At 72.9% G+C, this 19,103-nt stretch carries 16 protein-coding genes; all 16 read left to right on the top strand.

Annotated elements, in window-relative coordinates; translation table 11 throughout:
- Positions 1–216: 216 nt before the first annotated feature.
- The 16 genes from rsmH (at position 217) to EPO13_01080 (ending at position 18,831) form a co-directional block, all read left to right on the top strand.
- Positions 217–1,164 (top strand): 16S rRNA (cytosine(1402)-N(4))-methyltransferase RsmH, encoded by a 948-nt coding sequence (gene rsmH, locus EPO13_01005; protein TAK71105.1) that lies wholly within the window; start codon positions 217–219, stop codon positions 1,162–1,164.
- 95 nt (positions 1,165–1,259) lie between these two features.
- Positions 1,260–1,937: a hypothetical protein gene (locus tag EPO13_01010; protein ID TAK71106.1), complete on the top strand. Its 678-nt coding sequence runs from the start codon at positions 1,260–1,262 to the stop codon at positions 1,935–1,937.
- Positions 1,934–3,841, top strand: a complete 1,908-nt coding sequence (locus EPO13_01015; GenBank protein ID TAK71107.1) for a penicillin-binding protein 2 — start codon at positions 1,934–1,936, stop codon at positions 3,839–3,841. The genes EPO13_01010 and EPO13_01015 overlap by 4 nt, the downstream gene beginning before the upstream one ends.
- A gap of 9 nt (positions 3,842–3,850) precedes the next feature.
- On the top strand, positions 3,851–5,362 hold the full coding sequence (locus EPO13_01020; GenBank protein TAK71108.1) for a UDP-N-acetylmuramoyl-L-alanyl-D-glutamate--2,6-diaminopimelate ligase: 1,512 nt from the start codon (positions 3,851–3,853) through the stop codon (positions 5,360–5,362).
- Positions 5,359–6,765, top strand: coding sequence for a UDP-N-acetylmuramoyl-tripeptide--D-alanyl-D-alanine ligase (locus EPO13_01025; GenBank protein TAK71109.1), 1,407 nt, complete (start codon positions 5,359–5,361; stop codon positions 6,763–6,765). The genes EPO13_01020 and EPO13_01025 overlap by 4 nt, the downstream gene beginning before the upstream one ends.
- Complete coding sequence (locus tag EPO13_01030) at positions 6,762–7,826, top strand: phospho-N-acetylmuramoyl-pentapeptide-transferase (GenBank protein ID TAK71110.1); 1,065 nt, start codon at positions 6,762–6,764, stop codon at positions 7,824–7,826. The genes EPO13_01025 and EPO13_01030 overlap by 4 nt, the downstream gene beginning before the upstream one ends.
- A 17-nt stretch (positions 7,827–7,843) precedes the next feature.
- Positions 7,844–9,265: a UDP-N-acetylmuramoyl-L-alanine--D-glutamate ligase gene (locus EPO13_01035; protein ID TAK71197.1), complete on the top strand. Its 1,422-nt coding sequence runs from the start codon at positions 7,844–7,846 to the stop codon at positions 9,263–9,265.
- The gene (ftsW, locus tag EPO13_01040) at positions 9,262–10,485 is read left to right on the top strand and encodes a putative lipid II flippase FtsW (GenBank protein TAK71111.1); all 1,224 of its coding nucleotides are present in this window, start codon (positions 9,262–9,264) and stop codon (positions 10,483–10,485) included. Before EPO13_01035 ends, ftsW begins: the two co-directional genes overlap by 4 nt.
- A gap of 8 nt (positions 10,486–10,493) precedes the next feature.
- The gene (murG, locus tag EPO13_01045; protein ID TAK71198.1) at positions 10,494–11,597 is read left to right on the top strand and encodes an undecaprenyldiphospho-muramoylpentapeptide beta-N-acetylglucosaminyltransferase; all 1,104 of its coding nucleotides are present in this window, start codon (positions 10,494–10,496) and stop codon (positions 11,595–11,597) included.
- Positions 11,594–13,030, top strand: a complete 1,437-nt coding sequence (locus EPO13_01050) for a UDP-N-acetylmuramate--L-alanine ligase (GenBank protein ID TAK71112.1) — start codon at positions 11,594–11,596, stop codon at positions 13,028–13,030. Before murG ends, EPO13_01050 begins: the two co-directional genes overlap by 4 nt.
- Positions 13,027–13,869, top strand: a complete 843-nt coding sequence (locus EPO13_01055; GenBank protein ID TAK71113.1) for an FtsQ-type POTRA domain-containing protein — start codon at positions 13,027–13,029, stop codon at positions 13,867–13,869. The genes EPO13_01050 and EPO13_01055 overlap by 4 nt, the downstream gene beginning before the upstream one ends.
- A gap of 331 nt (positions 13,870–14,200) precedes the next feature.
- Positions 14,201–15,361 (top strand): cell division protein FtsZ, encoded by a 1,161-nt coding sequence (gene ftsZ / locus EPO13_01060; protein ID TAK71114.1) that lies wholly within the window; start codon positions 14,201–14,203, stop codon positions 15,359–15,361.
- 106 nt (positions 15,362–15,467) lie between these two features.
- Positions 15,468–16,181: a laccase gene (locus EPO13_01065; protein TAK71199.1), complete on the top strand. Its 714-nt coding sequence runs from the start codon at positions 15,468–15,470 to the stop codon at positions 16,179–16,181.
- Between the two features lie 66 nt (positions 16,182–16,247).
- A complete protein-coding gene (locus EPO13_01070) occupies positions 16,248–16,973 on the top strand; it encodes a YggS family pyridoxal phosphate-dependent enzyme (protein ID TAK71115.1) in 726 nt (241 codons plus the stop codon).
- A gap of 60 nt (positions 16,974–17,033) precedes the next feature.
- Complete coding sequence (locus EPO13_01075; GenBank protein TAK71116.1) at positions 17,034–17,573, top strand: cell division protein SepF; 540 nt, start codon at positions 17,034–17,036, stop codon at positions 17,571–17,573.
- 217 nt (positions 17,574–17,790) lie between these two features.
- Positions 17,791–18,831: an ABC transporter substrate-binding protein gene (locus EPO13_01080; protein TAK71117.1), complete on the top strand. Its 1,041-nt coding sequence runs from the start codon at positions 17,791–17,793 to the stop codon at positions 18,829–18,831.
- Positions 18,832–19,103: the final 272 nt, after the last annotated feature.

Raw genomic sequence — 19,103 nt, forward strand, 5'->3', positions numbered from 1 at the left:
AGGCCGCTCGCGGCGCGATCGTCGGACGACGACACGAGAGGTGCCCGATATGGCGGCGACCGGCATCGGCCCGACGGATCCCGGCGCCGCGCGATCACTTCCCGGCGTCGTCGCCGCGTTGCGGGCGCTGGCCATCCTGGCGCTCGCGACAAGCCTGACGGCCGCCGCACTGCTCGGCGTCGGTGCCCTGGTCGACCGGTGGGGCTGAGCGGGTCGATGGCAGTTCACGTCCCCGTCCTGCTGGATCGTTGCGTGGCGCTTCTCGGACCGGCGCTCGCCGGTGACCGGCCGGTGCTGGTCGACGCCACCTGCGGCCTCGGCGGCCACAGCGAGGCGCTGCTGGCTCGCTTCCCCCGCCTGCGGGTGGTCGGCCTCGACCGCGACCAGCAGGCGCTGGCGATCTCGGCTGACCGGCTCGCGCCGTACACGGAGCGGGTGACGCTGGTCCACGCCGTCTACGACGAGATCGGCGACGTGCTGGCCGGGCTCGGGTTGCCCGCCGTCGACGGCGTGCTGTTCGACCTCGGGGTGTCCTCGCTGCAGCTCGACGAGGTGTCGCGCGGCTTCTCCTACGCGCACGACGCTCCGCTGGACATGCGGATGGATGCCACGTCGGGTGCCACGGCGGCCGACGTGGTGAACACCTACCCGGCCGGCGAGCTGGCACGGGTGCTGCGGGTCTACGGCGAGGAGCGCTTCGCCCGGCAGATCGCCCGTCTCGTCGTACGCGAGCGCGAGGCGGCACCGTTCACCAGCAGCGCACGCCTGGTGGAGGTGATCCGGCAGGCCATACCTGCCGCCGCACGGCGAACGGGCGGGAACCCGGCCAAGCGCACCTTCCAGGCGCTGCGGATCGAGGTGAACGGCGAACTCGACGCGCTACGGCGCGCGATACCCGCTGCGCTGCAAGCACTCACCGTCGGCGGCCGGATCGTGGTGATGTCGTACCAGTCACTGGAGGACCGGCTGGTCAAGGGCGTCCTGCGGGACGGTGCGACGGTCCAGGCGCCGCCGGGGATGCCGGTGATCCCGGAGCAGGCACGTCCGTGGTTGCGCCTACTGACCCGGGGTGCCGAGACGGCGTCGGCCGCGGAGCAGGAGGCGAACCCCCGAGCGGCGTCCGTCCGGCTCCGTGCGGCGGAGAAGCTGCGGGACGTGGCATGAGCCTGTCCGCACCGGCCTGGCGCGGCCGATCGTCGGGTCCGGCCACCCGCCGACCCGACCGGACGACCCGTCCCGCAGGGCCGGCACGACGAGCCGTGCCGCGCCGGCCGGCGACGGGGCGCCCGGCCACTGCGGCCGGGGTCCGCGCCGCGGTCCCGCCGGCCACCCATCGCGCCGGCCGCGGGGTGTTCGTCCTGCTGGTGTGCCTGCTGCTCGGTGCCGGCCTGCTCGGCCTGCTGTTCATCAACACGCTGCTGGCGCAAGGCGCGTTCGCGATGGCCGACCTGCGGGCCCGGTCCAGCAGCCTGGCCGATACCGAACAGACGCTCGCCCAAGCTGTCGCCGGGCAGTCCTCGCCGGTGAACCTGGAGCAGCGGGCCCGCGCGCTGGGCATGGTGCGCAGCCCCGCCCCGGTGTTCCTGCGGCTCGCCGATCGCAAGGTGCTGGGTACGCCGATACCCGCCCCGCTGCCGAAACGGCAGGGCACGGAACCCGCCACCGGCGGTGCGGATCCGGCCGCCGGCACCGCCACACCGGTCGCCGCGCCACCGGCAGATACAGCGCAGGCCGCCGGAACGCAGGCCGGTGGCGCCTCGGCGGCGACCGGTACGGCGGCGACGGGCGGTACCGCAGCGGCAGGCACCGCCACGACAGGAGGAACGCCTACGCCGGGTGCGGACGCGGCGGCGGCCCCCGCTGCGTCGGGCGTGACGGCGGTCGACGACGGCGCCAAGCCCGACCCGGTCCCGGCCACCGGCGCGAGGCAGCGGTGAGTACGACCACGCCGCCACGGCGTCCCGCGCCCGCCCGCCGCCCGGCTCCCAGCCGTCGCACCGCAGCCACCGGTCGGGTCGCGCCGACCGAACTCCGCGCCGCGCCGCCCCGCCGTACGCCGCCGCGCCGTACGTCGCCGCGCCCGGCGACCGCCGGCGGCACGCTGCGCCGTCCGCCGCGACGATTGCGCACGGGCAGCCCGCGCCGCCGGGCGTCCATGGCGCTGGTGGTGATCCTGGTGTTCCTCACCATCTTCGCCGGCCGGCTGCTGGAACTGCAGGCCGTGCGGGGCGAGGCGCTGGCGGGAGCCGCTCTGGGACAACGACTCCGCACCGTCGACCTGCCGGCCGGCCGCGGCACCATCCGGGACGCCGCCGGCACGGCGCTCGCGGTGACCGTCGACGCGGTGAACATCACCGCGGACCAGACGCAGGTACGTGACCCGCAGGCCGCAGCCGCCGCGCTCGCCCCCGTCCTCGGCATCGACGCGGCGATCCTCGCCGACCGGCTGACCGGCACCCGGCGATTCGTCTACCTGAAGAAGGAAGCGACGCCCGCGCAGTGGGCCGACGTCCGGGCGTTGGGCCAGCCGGGCATCTTCAGCGAACCGAGTACGAAACGCACCTATCCCGCCGGGGAACTCGCGGCCAATCTCATCGGCTTCGTCGGCGCGGACGGCAAGGGGCTGGGCGGCCTGGAGTACGGACTGCAGTCCGAGCTCGCCGGCAAGGACGGCAGTCGCACCTACGAACGCAGCGCCGGGGGCGGCGAGATCCCCACGGCCGACGACAGCGAGATCGCCGCGCAGCCCGGCCTGGACGTGAACCTGACGATCAACGGCGACATCCAGTGGGTGGCGCAGCAGGCCTTGGCGCAGAAGGTCAAGCAGTCGCACGCCGACAGCGGCACGGCAGTGGTGATGAACCCGCGGACCGGGGAGATCCTGGCACTGGCCACGGTGCCCACCTTCGACCCGAACCAGCCTGCGGAGGCGGCCGTCGCCGATCGCGGCAACCGGGCCCTCAGCGACGTCTTCGAACCCGGCTCCACCAGCAAGGTGATGAGCCTGGCCGCCGTCATCGAGGAAGGGAAGGCCGACGCCGGGACCGTATTCGACATCCCGGCGAAGCTGGCGGTCGGCGGAGCGACGTTCGGCGACGACTTCAACCACGGCGACATCAAGCTGACGCTCAACGGGATCCTGGCCAAGTCCAGCAACATCGGCACGATCGAAGCGACCCGGCTGATCGGCCAGGACACGCTGTACCGCTACCTCAAGGCGTTCGGCGTGGGCGAGCCGACGGGGCTGCGGTTCCCGGGTGAGGCCCGCGGTTACGTCCCGCCGACCTCCGCCTGGTCGGCGACCTCGTTCCCGACGATCTCCTTCGGCCAGGGCCTGTCGGTCAACGCCGTCCAGGCCGCGAGCATCTACGCGACGATCGCCAACGACGGAGTCCGGGTGCAGCCGAGCCTGGTCAGGAGCTACGTCGCCGCCGACGGCAGCACGACGCCGGTGGCCGCGCCGACCTCGACCCGGGTGGTGTCCGCGCAGACCGCGACGACGATGCGCCGGATGCTCGAGACCGTGATCACCAACGGGACCGCGCCGCTGGCGAAGATCGACGGCTACCGGGTGGCCGGCAAGACCGGCACCGCGCAGCGGGTCAACCCCAACGGACGCGGCTACGACGGTTACGTCGCCTCGTTCATCGGGATGGCGCCGGCGGACGATCCGCAGCTGGTGGTCGCCGTATCGATCAACAACCCGCAGACCAGTCACTACGGCGGCACCTTGGCCGCACCCGTGTTCGCCCAGATCATGACCTCGGCGCTGCAGACCCTGCATCTGCCGCCGACCGGCACCGTCGCGTCGCCGCTCAAGGTCACCCCGGACGGCCGGTAGCCTCGAGCCGTGCCGAGCGCGCCCCGACCCGCCCCGGTGCCCAGGCCCCTCGCGGAGGCCGCCGCGCTGTTGCACCTGTCCCCGCCTGAGTCGCCCGTCGCCGTGCTGGGTGTCAGCCACGATTCGCGTGCCGTGCAGCCCGGCGACCTGTACGCCGCGCTGCCCGGCGCGCTGACCCACGGCGCGCGGTACGTCGACCAGGCCCGGTCGGCCGGCGCGGTTGCCGTGCTGACCGATCCGACCGGGCAGGACGCGGCACGGCAGACCGGGCTGCCCGTCCTGGTCGTCCCCGATCCGCGTGCGGCACTGGGCGACGTGGCCGCCTGGGCGTACGGCTACCCCGCACACCGGTTGCTGCTGGTCGGCATCACCGGGACCAACGGCAAGACGACCGTGTCGTACCTGGCGGCGCGCGGCCTGCGGCTGGCCGGGCATCGCACCGGGGTCGTCGGCACCACCGGCGCGCTGATCGGCGACGAGCAGGTCCCGTCCGCCCGCACGACGCCGGAGGCGACCGACATCCACGCCCTGTTGGCGGTCATGGTGGAGCGCGGCGTGACCGCGGCCGTCCTTGAGGTGTCCAGCCACGCCCTGGCGCTGGGGCGGGTCAACGGCCTGCGGTTCGACGTCGCGGTGTTCACCAACCTGTCGCAGGACCACCTGGATTTCCACGGCGGGCTCGAGGAGTACTTCCAGGCCAAGTCCCGGCTGTTCACCCCCGCGCACGCGCGGACCGCGGTGGTGTGCGTCGACGACGACTGGGGCCGGCGGCTGGCCGCGGCCACGGCTCTGCCGGTCACCACGTACGGCGGCCCGGACACGCCGGCGGACTGGCAGCTGCGCGCAGCGACGCCGTCGGGGACCGGACAGGACGTGTCGGTCATCGGGCCCGCCGGCCGGCACCGGCTGCTGCACGTCGACCTGCCCGGCCCGTTCAACGCACTCAACGTGCTCGCCGCCGATCTCGCGGTACGGGCGGGTGGGGCGGAGCTGGACGACGCCGCCGCGCTCGCTCTCGGCCGGCTGGTCGTCCCGGGCCGGATGGAGCGCGTGGCCGGCACGGACGGCGTCGAGGTCTTCGTCGACTACGCCCACACCCCGGACGCGGTCGACCGGGTGCTGCGCGCGACCCGACCGGCCCCACCCGGCCGCGTCCTGGTCGTGCTGGGTTGCGGCGGCGACCGTGACCGCGGCAAGCGGCCGGTGATCGGGGCCGTGGCCGCCCGGCTGGCCGATCTGCTGGTGGTGACCGACGACAACCCGCGCAGCGAGGACCCGGCGGCCATCCGGGCGGCGGTGCTGGCCGGAGCAGCCGACGTCCCCGAGGCGGAGCGGGCCGAGGTTGTCGAGCTCGGCTCGCGGCAGGCGGCGATCCGGGCGGTGGCCGATGCCGCCCGGCCCGGGGACGCCGTGCTGATCCTGGGCAAGGGTCACGAGGACGGCCAGGAGATCGCCGGTCAGCGGTACCCGTTCGACGACCGGGTGGTCGCGGCGGAGGCGTTCGCGGCGGTACGCCGGTGAACCCGCTGCGACTGCGTGACCTCGCGGCCGACGTCGACGGGGACCTGGTCGACGTGCCCGATCCCGAGGCGACTGTCTGCGGTGCCGTCGCCGACTCGCGGCAGGTCAGCGAGGGCGACCTCTACGTCGCCATCGCGGGGGAGCGGGTGGACGGGCACGACTTCGCCGCGGGCGCGGTGGCCGCCGGTGCGGCGGCGGTGCTGGCCGCCCGACCGGTTGGGGTCCCGGCCGTCGTCGTACCCGATCCGGTGGCCGCCCTGGGCCGCCTCGCGGCGGCGACACTCGCGCGGCTGCGGGTGCGCGGCGGACCGCGGGTCGTGGCCGTCACCGGCAGCAGCGGCAAGACGACCACCAAGGACCTGCTCGCGTCGGTGCTGGGTGCGGCCGGGCCCGTGGTGGCACCGGTCGGCTCGTTCAACACCGAGGTCGGCGTCCCGCTGACGATCCTGCGCAGCGACGACTCGACAGCGACGCTGGTGCTGGAGATGGGCGCCCGCGGGGTCGGCCACATCGCGTACCTGACCCGGATCGCGCCACCGGACATCGCGGTCGTGCTCAACGTGGGATCGGCGCACCTGGCGACGTTCGGCGACCGGGCCACGATCGCCGCCGCCAAAGGCGAGCTGGTCGAATCCGTTGCACCGGAAGGCCTCGCGGTGCTCAACGCCGACGATCCGCTCGTGGCGGCGATGCGGGACCGGACGCCGGGCCGGGTCCGGACCTTCGGCGAATCCGCGGCGGCCGACGTGCGGGCGGACTCCGTGCGCCTCGACGAACTGGGCCGGCCGTCGTTCCGCCTGGTCAGCGACGGGCAGGCGGAGCCCGTGTCGCTGCCGTTGCACGGCGCGCACCAGGTCAGCAATGCGCTGGCTGCGGCCACGGTCGCGCTGGAGTGCGGCCTGCCGTTGCCGGCGGTTGCCGCCGGGCTGTCGGCGGTGGTGCCGGCCAGTCGCTGGCGGATGGAGGTCAGCCGGACGGCGGCCGGGGTGACGGTCATCAACGACGCCTACAACGCCAACCCGGACTCGATGCGCGCCGCGTTGAAGGCGCTGGTGGCGATGTCCGCCGGGCACCGGTCCTGGGCGGTCCTCGGCGAGATGCGCGAGCTCGGCCAGGACGCCACGGCCGAGCACGACGCGATCGGGCGGCTGGCGGTCCGGCTCGACGTGTCCCGGCTGGTCGCCGTGGGCGCCGGCGCCCGCCCGATCCACCTGGGCGCCAGTCACGAAGGGTCCTGGGGACAGGAATCGCAGTACGTCGAGGATCCCGACGCCGCCATCGCGGTGCTGCTGGCGGAGCTGCGTCCCGGCGACGTGGTGCTGGTCAAGGCATCCCGGGCGGTGGGCCTGGAGCGCGTCGCCGAGGCGCTGCTGGCAGGCGCCGCAACGGGAGAGCGGCCATGAGGCTCATCGTCGTCGGCGGCGGGCTGTCGATCCTGGTGTCGCTGTTCGGAACGCCGTTGCTCATCCGCTTCCTGCGCCGCCACGGCTACGCCCAGGCGATCCGGGTCTCCACTCCGGACGAGCCATATCCGCAGCACGAGGGCAAGCGGGGCACCCCGTCGATGGGCGGGCTGGCCATTCTCGTGGCCGTGCTCGCCGGCTACCTCGGCGTCCACCTGCTGCTGTGGCGGCCGCCGTCGGCCTCCGGCCTGCTGTGCCTGTTCCTCATGATCGGGCTCGGGCTGGTCGGCATGGCCGACGACTACCTGAAGATCTTCAAACAGCGCAGCACCGGTATTCGCGCCAGCACGAAACTCGCCGGGCAGGCGGCGGTCGCCGTCGCCTTCGCCCTGCTGTCCGTGCAATTCGAGGACGCCAGCGGAAACACTCCGGCGTCGATGGCGGTGTCGTACGTCCGCGACAGCTCGATCGTGCTGCCGTTGGCGGTGTTCGTCGTCTGGGTCTGGTTCCTGGTCACCGCGACCACCAACGGGGTGAACCTCACCGACGGGCTCGACGGCCTGGCGACCGGGGCGAGCCTCATGACGTTCGCCGGCTACATCCTGCTGGGCGTCTGGCAGTACAACCAGGCGTGTACCGCTGCACACGTCGCCCGCTGCTACGACGTGCGTGATCCGCTGGACCTGGCGGTGTTCGCCGCCGCCTGCGCCGGGGCGACGTTCGGTTTCCTCTGGCACAACACAGCGCCGGCGAAGATCTTCATGGGTGACACCGGCTCGCTGGCGCTCGGCGGTGCCATCGCCGCGCTGGCGATCTTCACGCGTACCGAGTTGCTGTTGCCGTTGATGGCCGGCCTGTTCCTGCTCATCGTGCTGTCGGTCATCGGGCAGGTCGGGTCGTACAAGCTGACCGGCCGCCGGATGTTCCGGATGGCGCCGCTGCATCACCACTTCGAGATGCTGGGCTGGCCGGAGATCCAGATCGTGGTGCGGTTCTGGATCATCCAGGGGCTGTGTATCGGAGCGGGCCTCACCCTGTTCTATGCCGAGTGGGTCGCGTGAGCCTGGCGGTCGGCGCGTTGCACCGGGACTCGGACTGGTCCGCGGTCCACGTCGTCGTAGCCGGGATCGGCGTCGCCGGTTTCGCCTGCGCCGATGCGCTGTGCCAGCTCGGCGCCCGGGTGACGGTGACCGACAGCGCCTCCGGCGAGGCGCAGCAGCGCCGCGCGGAGATCCTGGAGCTGATCGGCGCCACGGTGATCCTCGGCGCCGGCGACGAGCTGCCGGCCGGTGCCGACCTGCTCGTGGTGTCGCCCGGTCTGCGGCCCGACGCCCCGCTCGTCGTTGCTGCGCAACGGCGGCAGGTCCCGGTCTGGGGTGAGCTCGAACTGGCCTGGCGGCTGCGCCCGGCGGTCGACCCGGCGCCCTGGCTGCTGGTCACCGGGACCAACGGGAAGACGACGACGACGCTCATGCTCGAGTCGATGCTGCGGGCGGCGGGGCGGCGTACCGTCGCGGCGGGCAACATCGGGCGATCCCTGGTCGACACCGTGATGCACGACGACGTCGAGGTCATCGCGGTCGAGGTCGGCGCGCCCCAACTGCCGTTCCTGCACACCGTGTCCCCGCTGGGCGCCGCCTGCCTGAACGTCGCCGCCGACCACGTGGACCATTTCGGTTCGTGGCAGGCGTACGTCGCGGCCAAGGGCCAGGTGTACGCCCGCACCCAACTGGCCTGCGTCTACAACGCCGACGAGCCGTTGACCGAGGAACTGGTCCGCGCTGCCGACGTCGTCGACGGCGCCCGGGCCGTCGGATTCACGCTGGGGGTGCCGGACGTCGGCATGCTCGGCGTCGTCGACGGCCTGCTGGTCGACCGCGCGTTCGGGCCGGACCGCCACCGCGCCGCGCAGCAGCTGGCCGAGGTCGGCGACGTCGTCCCGGCGGCGGCCCACAACGTGGCCAATGCGCTGGCCGCGGCTGCGCTGGCCCGCGCCTACGGCGTACCGGCGGCAGCGGTGCGCGACGGGTTGCGCAGCTTCACCCCGGCCGGTCATCGCATCGCCGAGGTCGCCGTGGTCGGCGGCGTGCGCTACGTCGACGACTCGAAGGCCACCAACGCCCACGCCGCGCAGACCTCGTTGGCCGCATACCGTCCGGTGGTCTGGATCGCCGGCGGGATGGCGAAGGGCCAAGCCTTCGACGAGCTGGTGGCAGCCGCTGCCGCCGGTCTGCGCGGTGCGGTCCTGCTCGGGGTCGATCGCGAGGTGCTGGCCGCGGCGCTGGCCCGACACGCGCCCGAGGTCCCCGTGGTCGAGGTGAGCCGCACCGACACTGATGCCATGGACGACGTCGTACGAGCGGCCGCCGCACTGGCGCAGCCCGGTGACACGGTGCTGCTGGCCCCCGGGTGCGCGTCCTGGGACATGTTCCGCGATTACGCCCACCGAGGTGACGAGTTCGCCGCAGCCGTCCGCCGGTTGAGCGGCGCGCCGTCGTGACGGCACCGGTCGAGTGGCGCGAGCAGCCGGGGTCGCTCGGGCCGGCGGTGACCGTCGAGGACGGCCGCGCCGCGGACTCGTTGCGGGCGCGGCTGCTGGATCATCCGCTGTCGCTGTACTACCTGCTGGCCGGCGCGACGCTGCTGCTGCTGGCTCTCGGTCTGGTCATGGTCTGGTCGGCGTCGGCGATCGAGAGCATCAAGATCTTCGGGTCGCCGTACGAACTGGCCGGCCGGCAGTTGCTGTTCGCCGGCATCGGCGTCGTCGGCATGCTCGTCGCATCGCGGTTGCCGCCGACCTGGTTCGCCCGGACCGCCTGGCTTGCCCTGATCATCGCCGTCGTCCTGCTGGTCCTGGTCCTGCTGGTGGGGCGCTCGGTCGCCGGGCAGCGCAACTGGATCGAGCTGTTCGGCCCGTTCCGCTTCCAGCCGTCGGAGGTGGCCAAGCTCGCGCTGGTCGTGTGGTCGGCGAACCTGTTGGCACGCAAGGACATGCTGCTGGACCGGTGGTCGCATCTGCTGCTGCCGTTGCTGCCGGTGACCGGGCTGCTGATGGTGCTGGTGCTGGCCGAGGGCGACTTCGGCAACGCCCTGGTGCTCGGTCTCATCGCGGCCGGCGTGCTGTTCGTCGCCGGTGCGCCGCTGCGACTGTTCGCCGGACTCGCGGCGCTCGCCGGGCTCGGCGTCGTGGCGCTCTCGCTGGCAGCGCCTTATCGGCTCGAGCGTTTCAGCGCGTGGCTGGACCCGGCCGCTGACCGGCTGGACGGCGGCTGGCAGCTCATGCAGGGCACCTACGCGCTCGGCACGGGCGGCTGGTGGGGGGTGGGACTCGGCGCGAGCCGGGAGAAGTGGGGCAGCCTGCCGGAGGCCCACACCGACTTCATCCTGCCGGTGATCGGCGAGGAACTGGGCCTGGTCGGGACGTTGCTGGTCCTCGCGCTGTTCGCCGTGCTCGGGATCGCCGCGTTCCGGCTCGCTCGGGGATCGGCCGACCGGTTCACGCAGCTGGCCGCAGCCGGTGTGGGCAGCTGGATCCTCGCCCAGGCGGTGGTCAACATCGGCGGGGTGCTCGGCCTGCTGCCGATCACCGGCGTCCCGCTGCCGCTGGTCTCGTACGGCGGCTCGTCGTTGATCCCGGTCCTGCTCGCCCTCGGCATGCTCATGGCGTTCGCCCGCCGGGCCGGCCGCGCGGCGCGGCCGGGCGCTCCCGCGGAGCGGTAGTGGGCGCACTGCGGGTGGTCGTGGCCGGCGGTGGGACGGCCGGGCACATCGAACCGGCGCTCAACCTCGCCGATGCCTTGCGCCGCAACGACCCGGACACGTCGGTCACCGTGCTCGGCACCGAGCGCGGGCTGGAGACCACGCTGGTGCCCGCCCGCGGCTACGAGCTGACGGTGATCCCGCCCGTCCCGTTGCCCCGCAAGCTGACGGCCGACCTGTTCTCGCTGCCGGCCCGGTTGCGCCAGGCCGTCGCCGCGGTACGCCGGATCCTGGACGACGTCGGCGCGGACGTGCTCGTCGGGTTCGGCGGGTACGTCGCGCTGCCCGGCTACCTGGCCGCGCGCCGGGCCGCCGTACCGATCGTGGTGCACGAAGCCAATGCCCGTCCCGGCCTGGCGAACCGCCTGGGTGCCCGGCTGACGCCGTACGTCGCGGAGACCGTGCGCGGCAGCCTGCGCGGCGCCCGGCTGGTGGGCCTGCCGCTGCGCCCGGCCATCAGTGGCCTGGACCGGCAGGCCGAGCAGGCTGCGGCCCGGCAGTTCTTCGGCCTGCAGCCGGAGCGTCCCACGCTGCTGGTGATGGGGGGCTCGCAGGGCGCCGTGCGGCTCAACACCGCAGCGACGGCTGCCGCCGACGCCTTCGCGGCAGCCGGGATCCAGGTGCTGCACGCGGTCGGCGCGCGCAACGAGCTGCCCGTGGCGCACGCCGCCGCCGGATCGCCGCCGTACGTCGCGGTGCCGTACCTCGACCGGATGGATCTGGCGTACGCCGCTGCCGACCTGGCCTTGTGCCGGGCCGGCGCGATGACCTGCGCCGAGGTCGCCGCCGTCGGGTTGCCCGCGGTCTACGTCCCCTTCCCGATCGGCAACGGCGAGCAGCGTCGCAACGCGATGCCGGTCGTGCAGGCCGGCGGCGGACTGCTGGTCGACGACGCCGACCTGACCGGCGACTGGGTCCGCGACCACGTCGTCGGGCTCATCGGCGACCCGGCACGGCTGCGGTCGATGGCCGCCGCTGCCGCGTCGTGCGGCGTGCGGGACGCCGATGTGCGGCTCGTCGACCTGATCGGTGAGGCTGCCGCCTCGCGCAGCCCCGCGGAAGGACACCGATGAGCACTGCTTCTGCGGCACAGCCGCTTGCCGGCCCGGTCCACGTGGTCGGCATCGGCGGGGCCGGGATGTCCGGTATCGCCCGGATTCTGCTGGCCCGCGGCGTCACGGTGTCCGGCAGCGACGCCAAGGACTCCCGCCGGCTGTCCGCGCTGCGCGCGCTCGGCGCCACTGTGCACGTCGGCCACGCCGCCGGCCACGTCGCCGGCGCGGCGGTCGTGGTCGTGTCCACGGCGATCAAGGAGTCCAACGTCGAACTTCTCGAGGCGCGCCGCCGCGGCGTACCGGTCCTGTCGCGGGCCGCGGCGCTCGCGGCGATCATGGCGGGGCAGCGGGGCGTGGCCGTCGCGGGCACCCACGGCAAGACGACCACCACCTCGATGCTCACCGTCGCGTTGCAGCACTGCGGTGCGGATCCGTCCTTCGCCATCGGCAGCGAACTGAACGAGTCCGGTTCGAACGCGCACCTCGGCACCGGCGAGTTGTTCGTCGTGGAGGCCGACGAGAGCGACGGGTCGTTCCTGCACCTGGACTGTGTGGCCGGCATCGTGACCAACGTGGAGGCCGACCACCTCGATCACTGGGGCACGCTGACCGCGATCGAGGCGGCCTTCGAGTCGTTCGCGGCACGGATCGGTGGCCGGGACGGCTTCCTGGTGTGTTGTGCCGACGACATCGGGGCCGCGAAACTCGCTGCGGCGGCGCGTGTCCAGGGCATCGACGTACGAACGTACGGCCGGTCGCCGGCGGCGGATTTCGTGGTGCACCCGCTGCCGGCCGAGTCCGGTACGCCGCGGTTCGACGTCAGCCATCGGGGGGTGCGACTGGGCACGACGACCCTGGCCGTTCCTGGTGCCCACAACGTCCTGAACGCCACAGCGGCCTGGGCCACCGGAATCGGACTCGGGTACTCCGCGGGAGACCTGCGGGTCGGGCTGGAGTCGTTCAGCGGTACCCGGCGGCGTTTCGAGTTCCGGGGGCAGGCCGACGGCGTCCGGGTCTTCGACGACTATGCCCACCACCCCACCGAGATCGCCGCCACGCTCACTGCCGCACGCGATGTCGCGGGCGGTGGCCGGCTGGTGGTGGCGTTCCAAGCGCACCACTACTACCGGACGGCGCTGTTCGTGAAGGAGTTCGGGGCGGCCCTCGGGCTGGCCGACGAGGTCGTGGTCCTCGAGGTGTTCGCGCCCGGCGAGGCGCCGATTCCGGGGGCCAGTGGGCAACTGATGGCTGCCGCCGTGCCGCTGCCGGAGGCCAACGTCGTGTTCGAGCCGAGTTGGTCCGCGGTCGCCTCCCGATTGGCCGACCGGGCGCGCCCCGGCGACCTCGTGATGACCTTGGGCGCCGGCGACATCTCCATGATCGGGCCCGAGGTGCTGGAGTTGCTGCGTCGGCGCGCGTCGGCGGCGGCCGGTCCGCGGGCCGGCCGATGAACGCCCCCGCCGGCCCCGCTCGGGCCGTGGCTGTCGGTACGGCGCCGCACCGTCAGGACACGGCAGCCGGCGGTTCGCCGAGCGGTTCGGTGTCGGGCCCGTCGCGGCGCGGGCGTCGGGTGCTGTCGCGGCTGCGGCTGCGGCTGCGGCTCGGCGGGTCCGGCGGCGGGCGGCGGCGTCGGCGGACCGCTGTCGTGGCCGGCGTCGTGCTGGCGGCGCTGCTGCTGATCGGCGGCTGGCTGGTGGGGTTCTCCGGCGTCCTGGCGCTGCGGACGGTGACGGTGCAGGGCGCATCCGAGGCGACGATGACCGCCGTCCGCGACGCCGTGGCCGACGAGGTCGGCCGGCCGCTGCTGCGGGTCGACACGGCCGCGGTGCAGTCCCGGATCGCGGCGATCCCGCTGGTGGCGACCGCGACGGTGACCCGCAGCTGGCCGGACTCGGTCATCGTGGTGGTCACCGAACGGATCGCCGTGGCCGTCGTCGGAGATGCCACGGGCGGCTTCCGCGTCGTCGACGCGACCGGTGTGACGCTGCGGACCACGGCGAGTCGGCCCAGCGACCTGCTGTTCGTCAAGGACGTCACGGAGCCCGCCGCGCTGGCGGCGGCCGTCGCCGTCGCGGCGACGCTGCCGGCCGACCTGGCCGGCCAGGTGATCGCGATCTCCGCCACGTCACCCGACGCGGTGTCGCTCAAGCTGTCCGGCGGTGCCGTCGTGCGCTGGGGCAGTGCCGAACGGCCTGAACTGAAGGCGGCCGTCCTCGCCGCCTTGCTGCCCCGCCACGCGACGACCTACGACGTCTCGGCGCCCGAACTCCCCACGACCTCAGGCGGCTGACCCGGCGGCGTTCGGCTCGGCGAGCGGCTCAGGCCGGCCGAGGACGTCTCGCACGCCACCTGGGTGCCAGCTGGCGTGACGCGGGGCACATGCCCCGGTGCCAGCTCGGCCGACTGCTTGCGCCGTAGCGCGCGCAGCACCTAACCTCACGAGCAGCCGCAGGTTGACATAATGCTAAACCTCTGCTTGAGGTGGAGGTCTGAGCAGGACTCAATCCGCGCCTGAGGTCGACCCGTGCGCTGGGCTTGCACCATTGGTCCGGGCACGGGCCGCCGACGTGTCAGCGCACCCTGCGTCGAACCATGTCCAGCAGAGAGAAGGGCGGTCTGCCGTGGCGGCACCGCAGAACTACCTCGCCGTGATCAAGGTGGTCGGGATCGGCGGCGGCGGCGTCAACGCCGTCAACCGCATGATCGAGGTCGGTCTGAAGGGCGTCGAGTTCATCGCCATCAACACCGACGCGCAGGCCCTGCTCATGAGCGACGCGGACGTCAAGCTCGACATCGGCCGGGAGTTGACCCGCGGCCTGGGCGCCGGTGCGGATCCCGATGTCGGCCGCCGGGCCGCCGAGGACCACGCCGAGGACATCGAAGAGGTCATCAAGGGCGCGGACATGGTCTTCGTCACCGCCGGCGAGGGTGGCGGGACCGGCACCGGCGGTGCGCCGGCCGTCGCCAAGATCGCCCGCTCGCTCGGCGCCCTGACCATCGGGGTGGTGACCCGGCCGTTCGGCTTCGAGGGGCGTCGCCGGCAGACCCAGGCCGACGAGGGCGTCGAGGCACTGCGAGCCGAGGTCGACACCCTGATCGTGATCCCGAACGACCGGCTGCTGCAGCTGACCGATCGCAACATCAGCATGGTCAACGCCTTCGGGCAGGCCGACCAGGTGCTCTTCCAAGGGGTGTCCGGGATCACCGATCTGATCACCACTCCCGGCCTGATCAACCTGGACTTCGCCGATGTCAAGAGCGTCATGCAGGGCGCCGGTTCCGCGTTGATGGGCATCGGTTCAGCCCGCGGCGAGGAGCGGGCGGTGCAGGCTGCGCAGGGCGCTATCTCCAGTCCGCTGCTGGAAGCGAGCATCGACGGCGCCCACGGCGTCCTGTTGTCCATCGCCGGCGGCAGCGACCTCGGGCTCTTCGAGATCGACGAGGCGGCCAGGATGGTGGCCGACGCCGCCCACCCGGACGCCAACATCATCTTCGGTGCCGTGATCGACGACACCCTCGGCGACGAGGTACGCGTCACCGTGATCGCCGCCGGCTTCGACGGCGGCGCGCCGCCGCCGCGCTCCAGCCGGCCGGTCACCCGTCGTACCGCCGCCGAGGCCCCTGTCGCAGCCGACCCGGCCACGGGCACCGCCGACAGTGCCGCGGCACCGGCCAACCCGGTCCCGGCTCCTATCGAGCCGCGCGCCGTCCCCAAGCCGCAGCCACGGAAGATCGTCTTCGACGACGCCGACGACCTCGACGTCCCGGACTTCCTGAAGTGACACCCCACCGGTCGCGGTGACCACTGCCGCAGCGGTGACCGGTTCTGCAGCCCTGTCGCCGCCCGCCGGGTCGCCCGGCGCGGCGGGCTGGCGGCTCCGCGGGCGCATCGGCGCTGCCCGGTGGGTGGTGACCGACCGGAGCGGCGGCGTCTCGCGACCGCCGTACGACGGCCTGGACCTCGCCGGCCACGTCGGCGACGACCCGGTTGCAGTGGCCGCCAACCGGGCCGCGCTGGCCCGCTCGCTCGCCGTACCGGTCGACCGGCTGGTCGTCACCGGCGCGGTGCACGGTCGAGAGATCGGCTGGGTCGAAGGCCCGGTCCCCGGCGGCGACCTGGCCGGCGTCGACGCGCTGGTGACCGCCACGGCCGGACTGGCCCTGGTCGCACTTGCCGCCGACTGCGTCCCGTTGGTCCTGGTCGATCCGGTGGTCGGGCTGGCCGCGGTGGTCCACGCCGGCTGGCGTGGGCTTGCCGCCGGGGTGATCGAGGCCACGCTGGAGGTGTTGCGCGGTCGGGGGGCCCGGGCCGGTCAGCTCGCCGCAGTCGTCGGCCCGTCGATCTGCGCCCGCTGCTACCCCGTGCCCTCGTCGCGCCGGGACCAGGTCGCCGCCCGGCTGCCGGCCGCGTCGTCGCAGTCGTCGGCCGGGCTGCCGTCGGTGGACCTGCGCGCCGGGGCCGTGTCGGTGTTGCGCGCCCACGGCGTTGCCGTCCGGATCGACGCGGGCTGCACCGCGGAGGACCCGACGCTGTACTCCTACCGACGCGACGGTCGCACCGGCCGTCACGGGGTCGCCGTCGTACTCGACGGGACGCCGTGAGCCAGACGCGTGAACGAGCCGCCGTAAGCGAGACGCCGTGAACGAGGCGCCGTGCACGGGGACGCGGTGACTGCCGACGGTCGCACGGCGGAGCTCGCCGCCGCCCTTACCGCGGTCCGGTCGCGCATCGCCCGGACCTGCAATCGGGTGGGCCGCGACCCCGCCGAGGTGACGGTGATCGCGGTCACCAAGACCTGGCCGGCGGCCGACGTACGCCGGCTGGCGAGCCTCGGGATCGTCGATGTCGGGGAGAGCCGGGACCAGGAAGCAGCGGTCAAGGCGGCGGCGTGCGGTGAGCTGCGCCTCCGCTGGCACTTCGTCGGTCGCCTGCAGCGCAACAAGTGCCGGTCGCTGCTGCGCTACGTCGCCGCGGTGCACTCCGTGGACCGGCCGGAACTGGCCACCGCGCTCGATGCGGCGGCCGTTGCCGCGGGCCGCCGGGTCGAGGTGACGATCCAGGTCTCGCTGGATCCCGGCTGGTGGTCCGGCCGGCCGGTCGACCCGGGGCGGGGCGGGGCCGCGCCGCAGACCGCGGTGTCCTTGGCCGACGCGGTCGCCGGTTGCGCGGGGTTGCGGCTGGCCGGCGTCATGGCGGTGGCACCGCGCGGCAGCGATCCGGACGTTGCCTTCGGCAGGCTGGCGGAGATCGCGGCCGGCGTGCGGCAGCGCCATCCGGCCGCGACGTGGCTGTCCGCCGGCATGAGCGGCGACTTCGAAGCGGCGGTGGCGCACGGGGCGACACACGTTCGCATCGGCGCGGCAGTGCTCGGTGGGCGTGCCGCCCTCGGGTAACCTCGGGCCGCGAGACGAGCGCCACCCGGGCCGTCCGCAAGCCCCACCCGAGGAGCGATCATGGCCGGCGCGATGCGCAAGATGGCGGTCTACCTCGGTCTGGTCGAAGACGATCCGGACTACGACGGGTACGACGATGACCTCGACGATCGCCGCCGCAGCAACAGCAGCGACGTGCGCGTCCGGTCCACCCCGGAACGGGCCGACACCCGCGAGCAGCGCTCGGTCAGCGTGGCCGAGCCGCGGTCGGTCCGGACCTTTCGCGACGAGGCGTCGACCGATCGACGCCCGGCTCCCGCGCCGGCAGCACCGGTGACCGGCGACTACCGGATCCACACCATTCATCCGCGCAGCTACAACGATGCTCGCCGGATCGGTGAGGAGTACCGGACGAATATCCCGGTGATCATGAACCTGACCGAGATGGACGACGTCGACGCCAAGCGCATCGTCGACTTCGCGGCGGGTCTGGTGTTCGGCCTGCACGGCAGCATCGAGCGAGTGACGAACAAGGTGTTCCTGTTGTCGCCGGCGAATGTGGATGTCCGCGCCGAGGCCGCCGCGCAGCTTGCCGAGGACGGTTTCTACAACCAGAGTTGAGTTTGCCGGCGACCGCCGGTTTTCAGTGGCCCGTGTGGTCGGCATGTCGGGGCCGCTTGGTCTTTGGTGACGTCGTCCGCGCCCAGGTTTCTGTCGGCGATCAGCGTTGTCCCCCAAGCGGAATCTCGATTTGTCCCCCGATAACGAATTGATATACCTTTCGCCCGCTTTGTGCCGGTTGGCGGCCTTAGCGTGGTGAGAGAGGTAGTGCAGTTTCATGACAAGGATGTTGTGGCGAAAGCCACCTTTGCTGGCCGTGGCGGCCACCCTGGTGCTGGGCCCCGCGTTGGCGGCCTGCGGGAGTGGGGCGTCGTCGGACAGTGCATCCGGGGGAGCCACCGAGCATGTGTCCGTTGCCACGGGCGCGGTGGCGATCACATTGTCGCCGTTGTGGATCGCGCAGCAGGCCGGCTACTTCAAGGACGCCGGAGTCGACACCACCATCACCGTTGCCGGGGGCCAGGTGTCGACCTCGGTCACCTCTGGGCAGAGTGACATCGGCAACCTGGGTCTGCCGGGTGCGCTGACGGTGGCGAACCAGGGCCGTCCTACGTCAGTTATCTTGTGGGAGTTGGGAAAGCGCGGTTCCGGTTTCGCCGTCGCGCGTCCCGGGATCAACTCGATCACCGACTGCAAGACGCTGGCCACGCAGCCGCCCGGCTTCGGGGTCTACGCCTGGGGCGAGGTGTACAAGACCGCGTTCGGCGCCACCTACCAGCACGTGACTTTCGGCGACCCGCCCACGGTCGCGTCGAACGTCACCGCCGGCAACGTCGATTGCGCGATCTCGACGTACGACCAGTTCTACTCGGCGATCAAGGCGGGCAAGCTCCACCTGATCGTCGACCCGCGCGACGAGGCTTCGCTTCCGGCGCAGGTGAAGTCGACGGACTTCCTCGACGCCACGTTCTGGGGCATGACCGACAGCCTGAAGAACAAGCGCGAGGCGGTCACCCGGTTCGTCGCCGGTATGAAGAAGGCGTTCGCCTACATCAAGACCGCGACGCCGGAGCAGGTCGCCGACCTGTTGCTGACCAGCAACGACTGGAAGACCTACACGCGCGAGGACCTGGTCGCCTTGCTCACCGCCGCTTTGCCCCTGATGGGCCCGAACGGCGGCGCGATCACGGAGAAGGACTGGACCGCCGCCCTCGAGGTGGCCAAGCTCGGCGGGCTGTCGTTCGTCGACCCGGCCGCGCCGAAGTGGTCGTACCAGTCGATGGTGGACATGTCGTACTTCGACGCCGCCAAGGGTTAGGCACCTGACCCGCTGCGCTTGACGCGGTGGGTCGACGTCGTGGACCTCCTGCCGGAAGGCGTGCACCGGGCGCCCTCCGCGGGAGGTCCTCGCGGTTGTGGGCCCCGTCGCGCCGGCGCACCAGCGCCCGCTGACCGCTACCTCACGCCCCTGGCTGTCCCCGATCCGCCCCCTTTGACGTGTCGCCGTCGCCGGCCGCCATACTAAATCGATATTGATCTGGACAATCGAGATCCGTAGGGTCGATTCGGCCCGTGCCGGTCGGCGGCACA

Source organism: Actinomycetota bacterium, assembly GCA_004297305.1.
Classification (GTDB): Bacteria; Actinomycetota; Actinomycetes; order S36-B12; family FW305-bin1; genus FW305-bin1.

What these genes read in the sequence shown, in the direction of transcription:
- rsmH (TAK71105.1), top strand. Translation starts at nt 217, where the DNA reads ATGGCAGTTCACGTCCCCGTCCTGCTGGATCGTTGCGTGGCGCTTCTC.
- EPO13_01030 (TAK71110.1), top strand. Translation starts at nt 6,762, where the DNA reads ATGAGGCTCATCGTCGTCGGCGGCGGGCTGTCGATCCTGGTGTCGCTG.
- EPO13_01050 (TAK71112.1), top strand. Translation starts at nt 11,594, where the DNA reads ATGAGCACTGCTTCTGCGGCACAGCCGCTTGCCGGCCCGGTCCACGTG.
- EPO13_01055 (TAK71113.1), top strand. Translation starts at nt 13,027, where the DNA reads ATGAACGCCCCCGCCGGCCCCGCTCGGGCCGTGGCTGTCGGTACGGCG.
- EPO13_01075 (TAK71116.1), top strand. Translation starts at nt 17,034, where the DNA reads ATGGCCGGCGCGATGCGCAAGATGGCGGTCTACCTCGGTCTGGTCGAA.
- EPO13_01080 (TAK71117.1), top strand. Translation starts at nt 17,791, where the DNA reads ATGACAAGGATGTTGTGGCGAAAGCCACCTTTGCTGGCCGTGGCGGCC.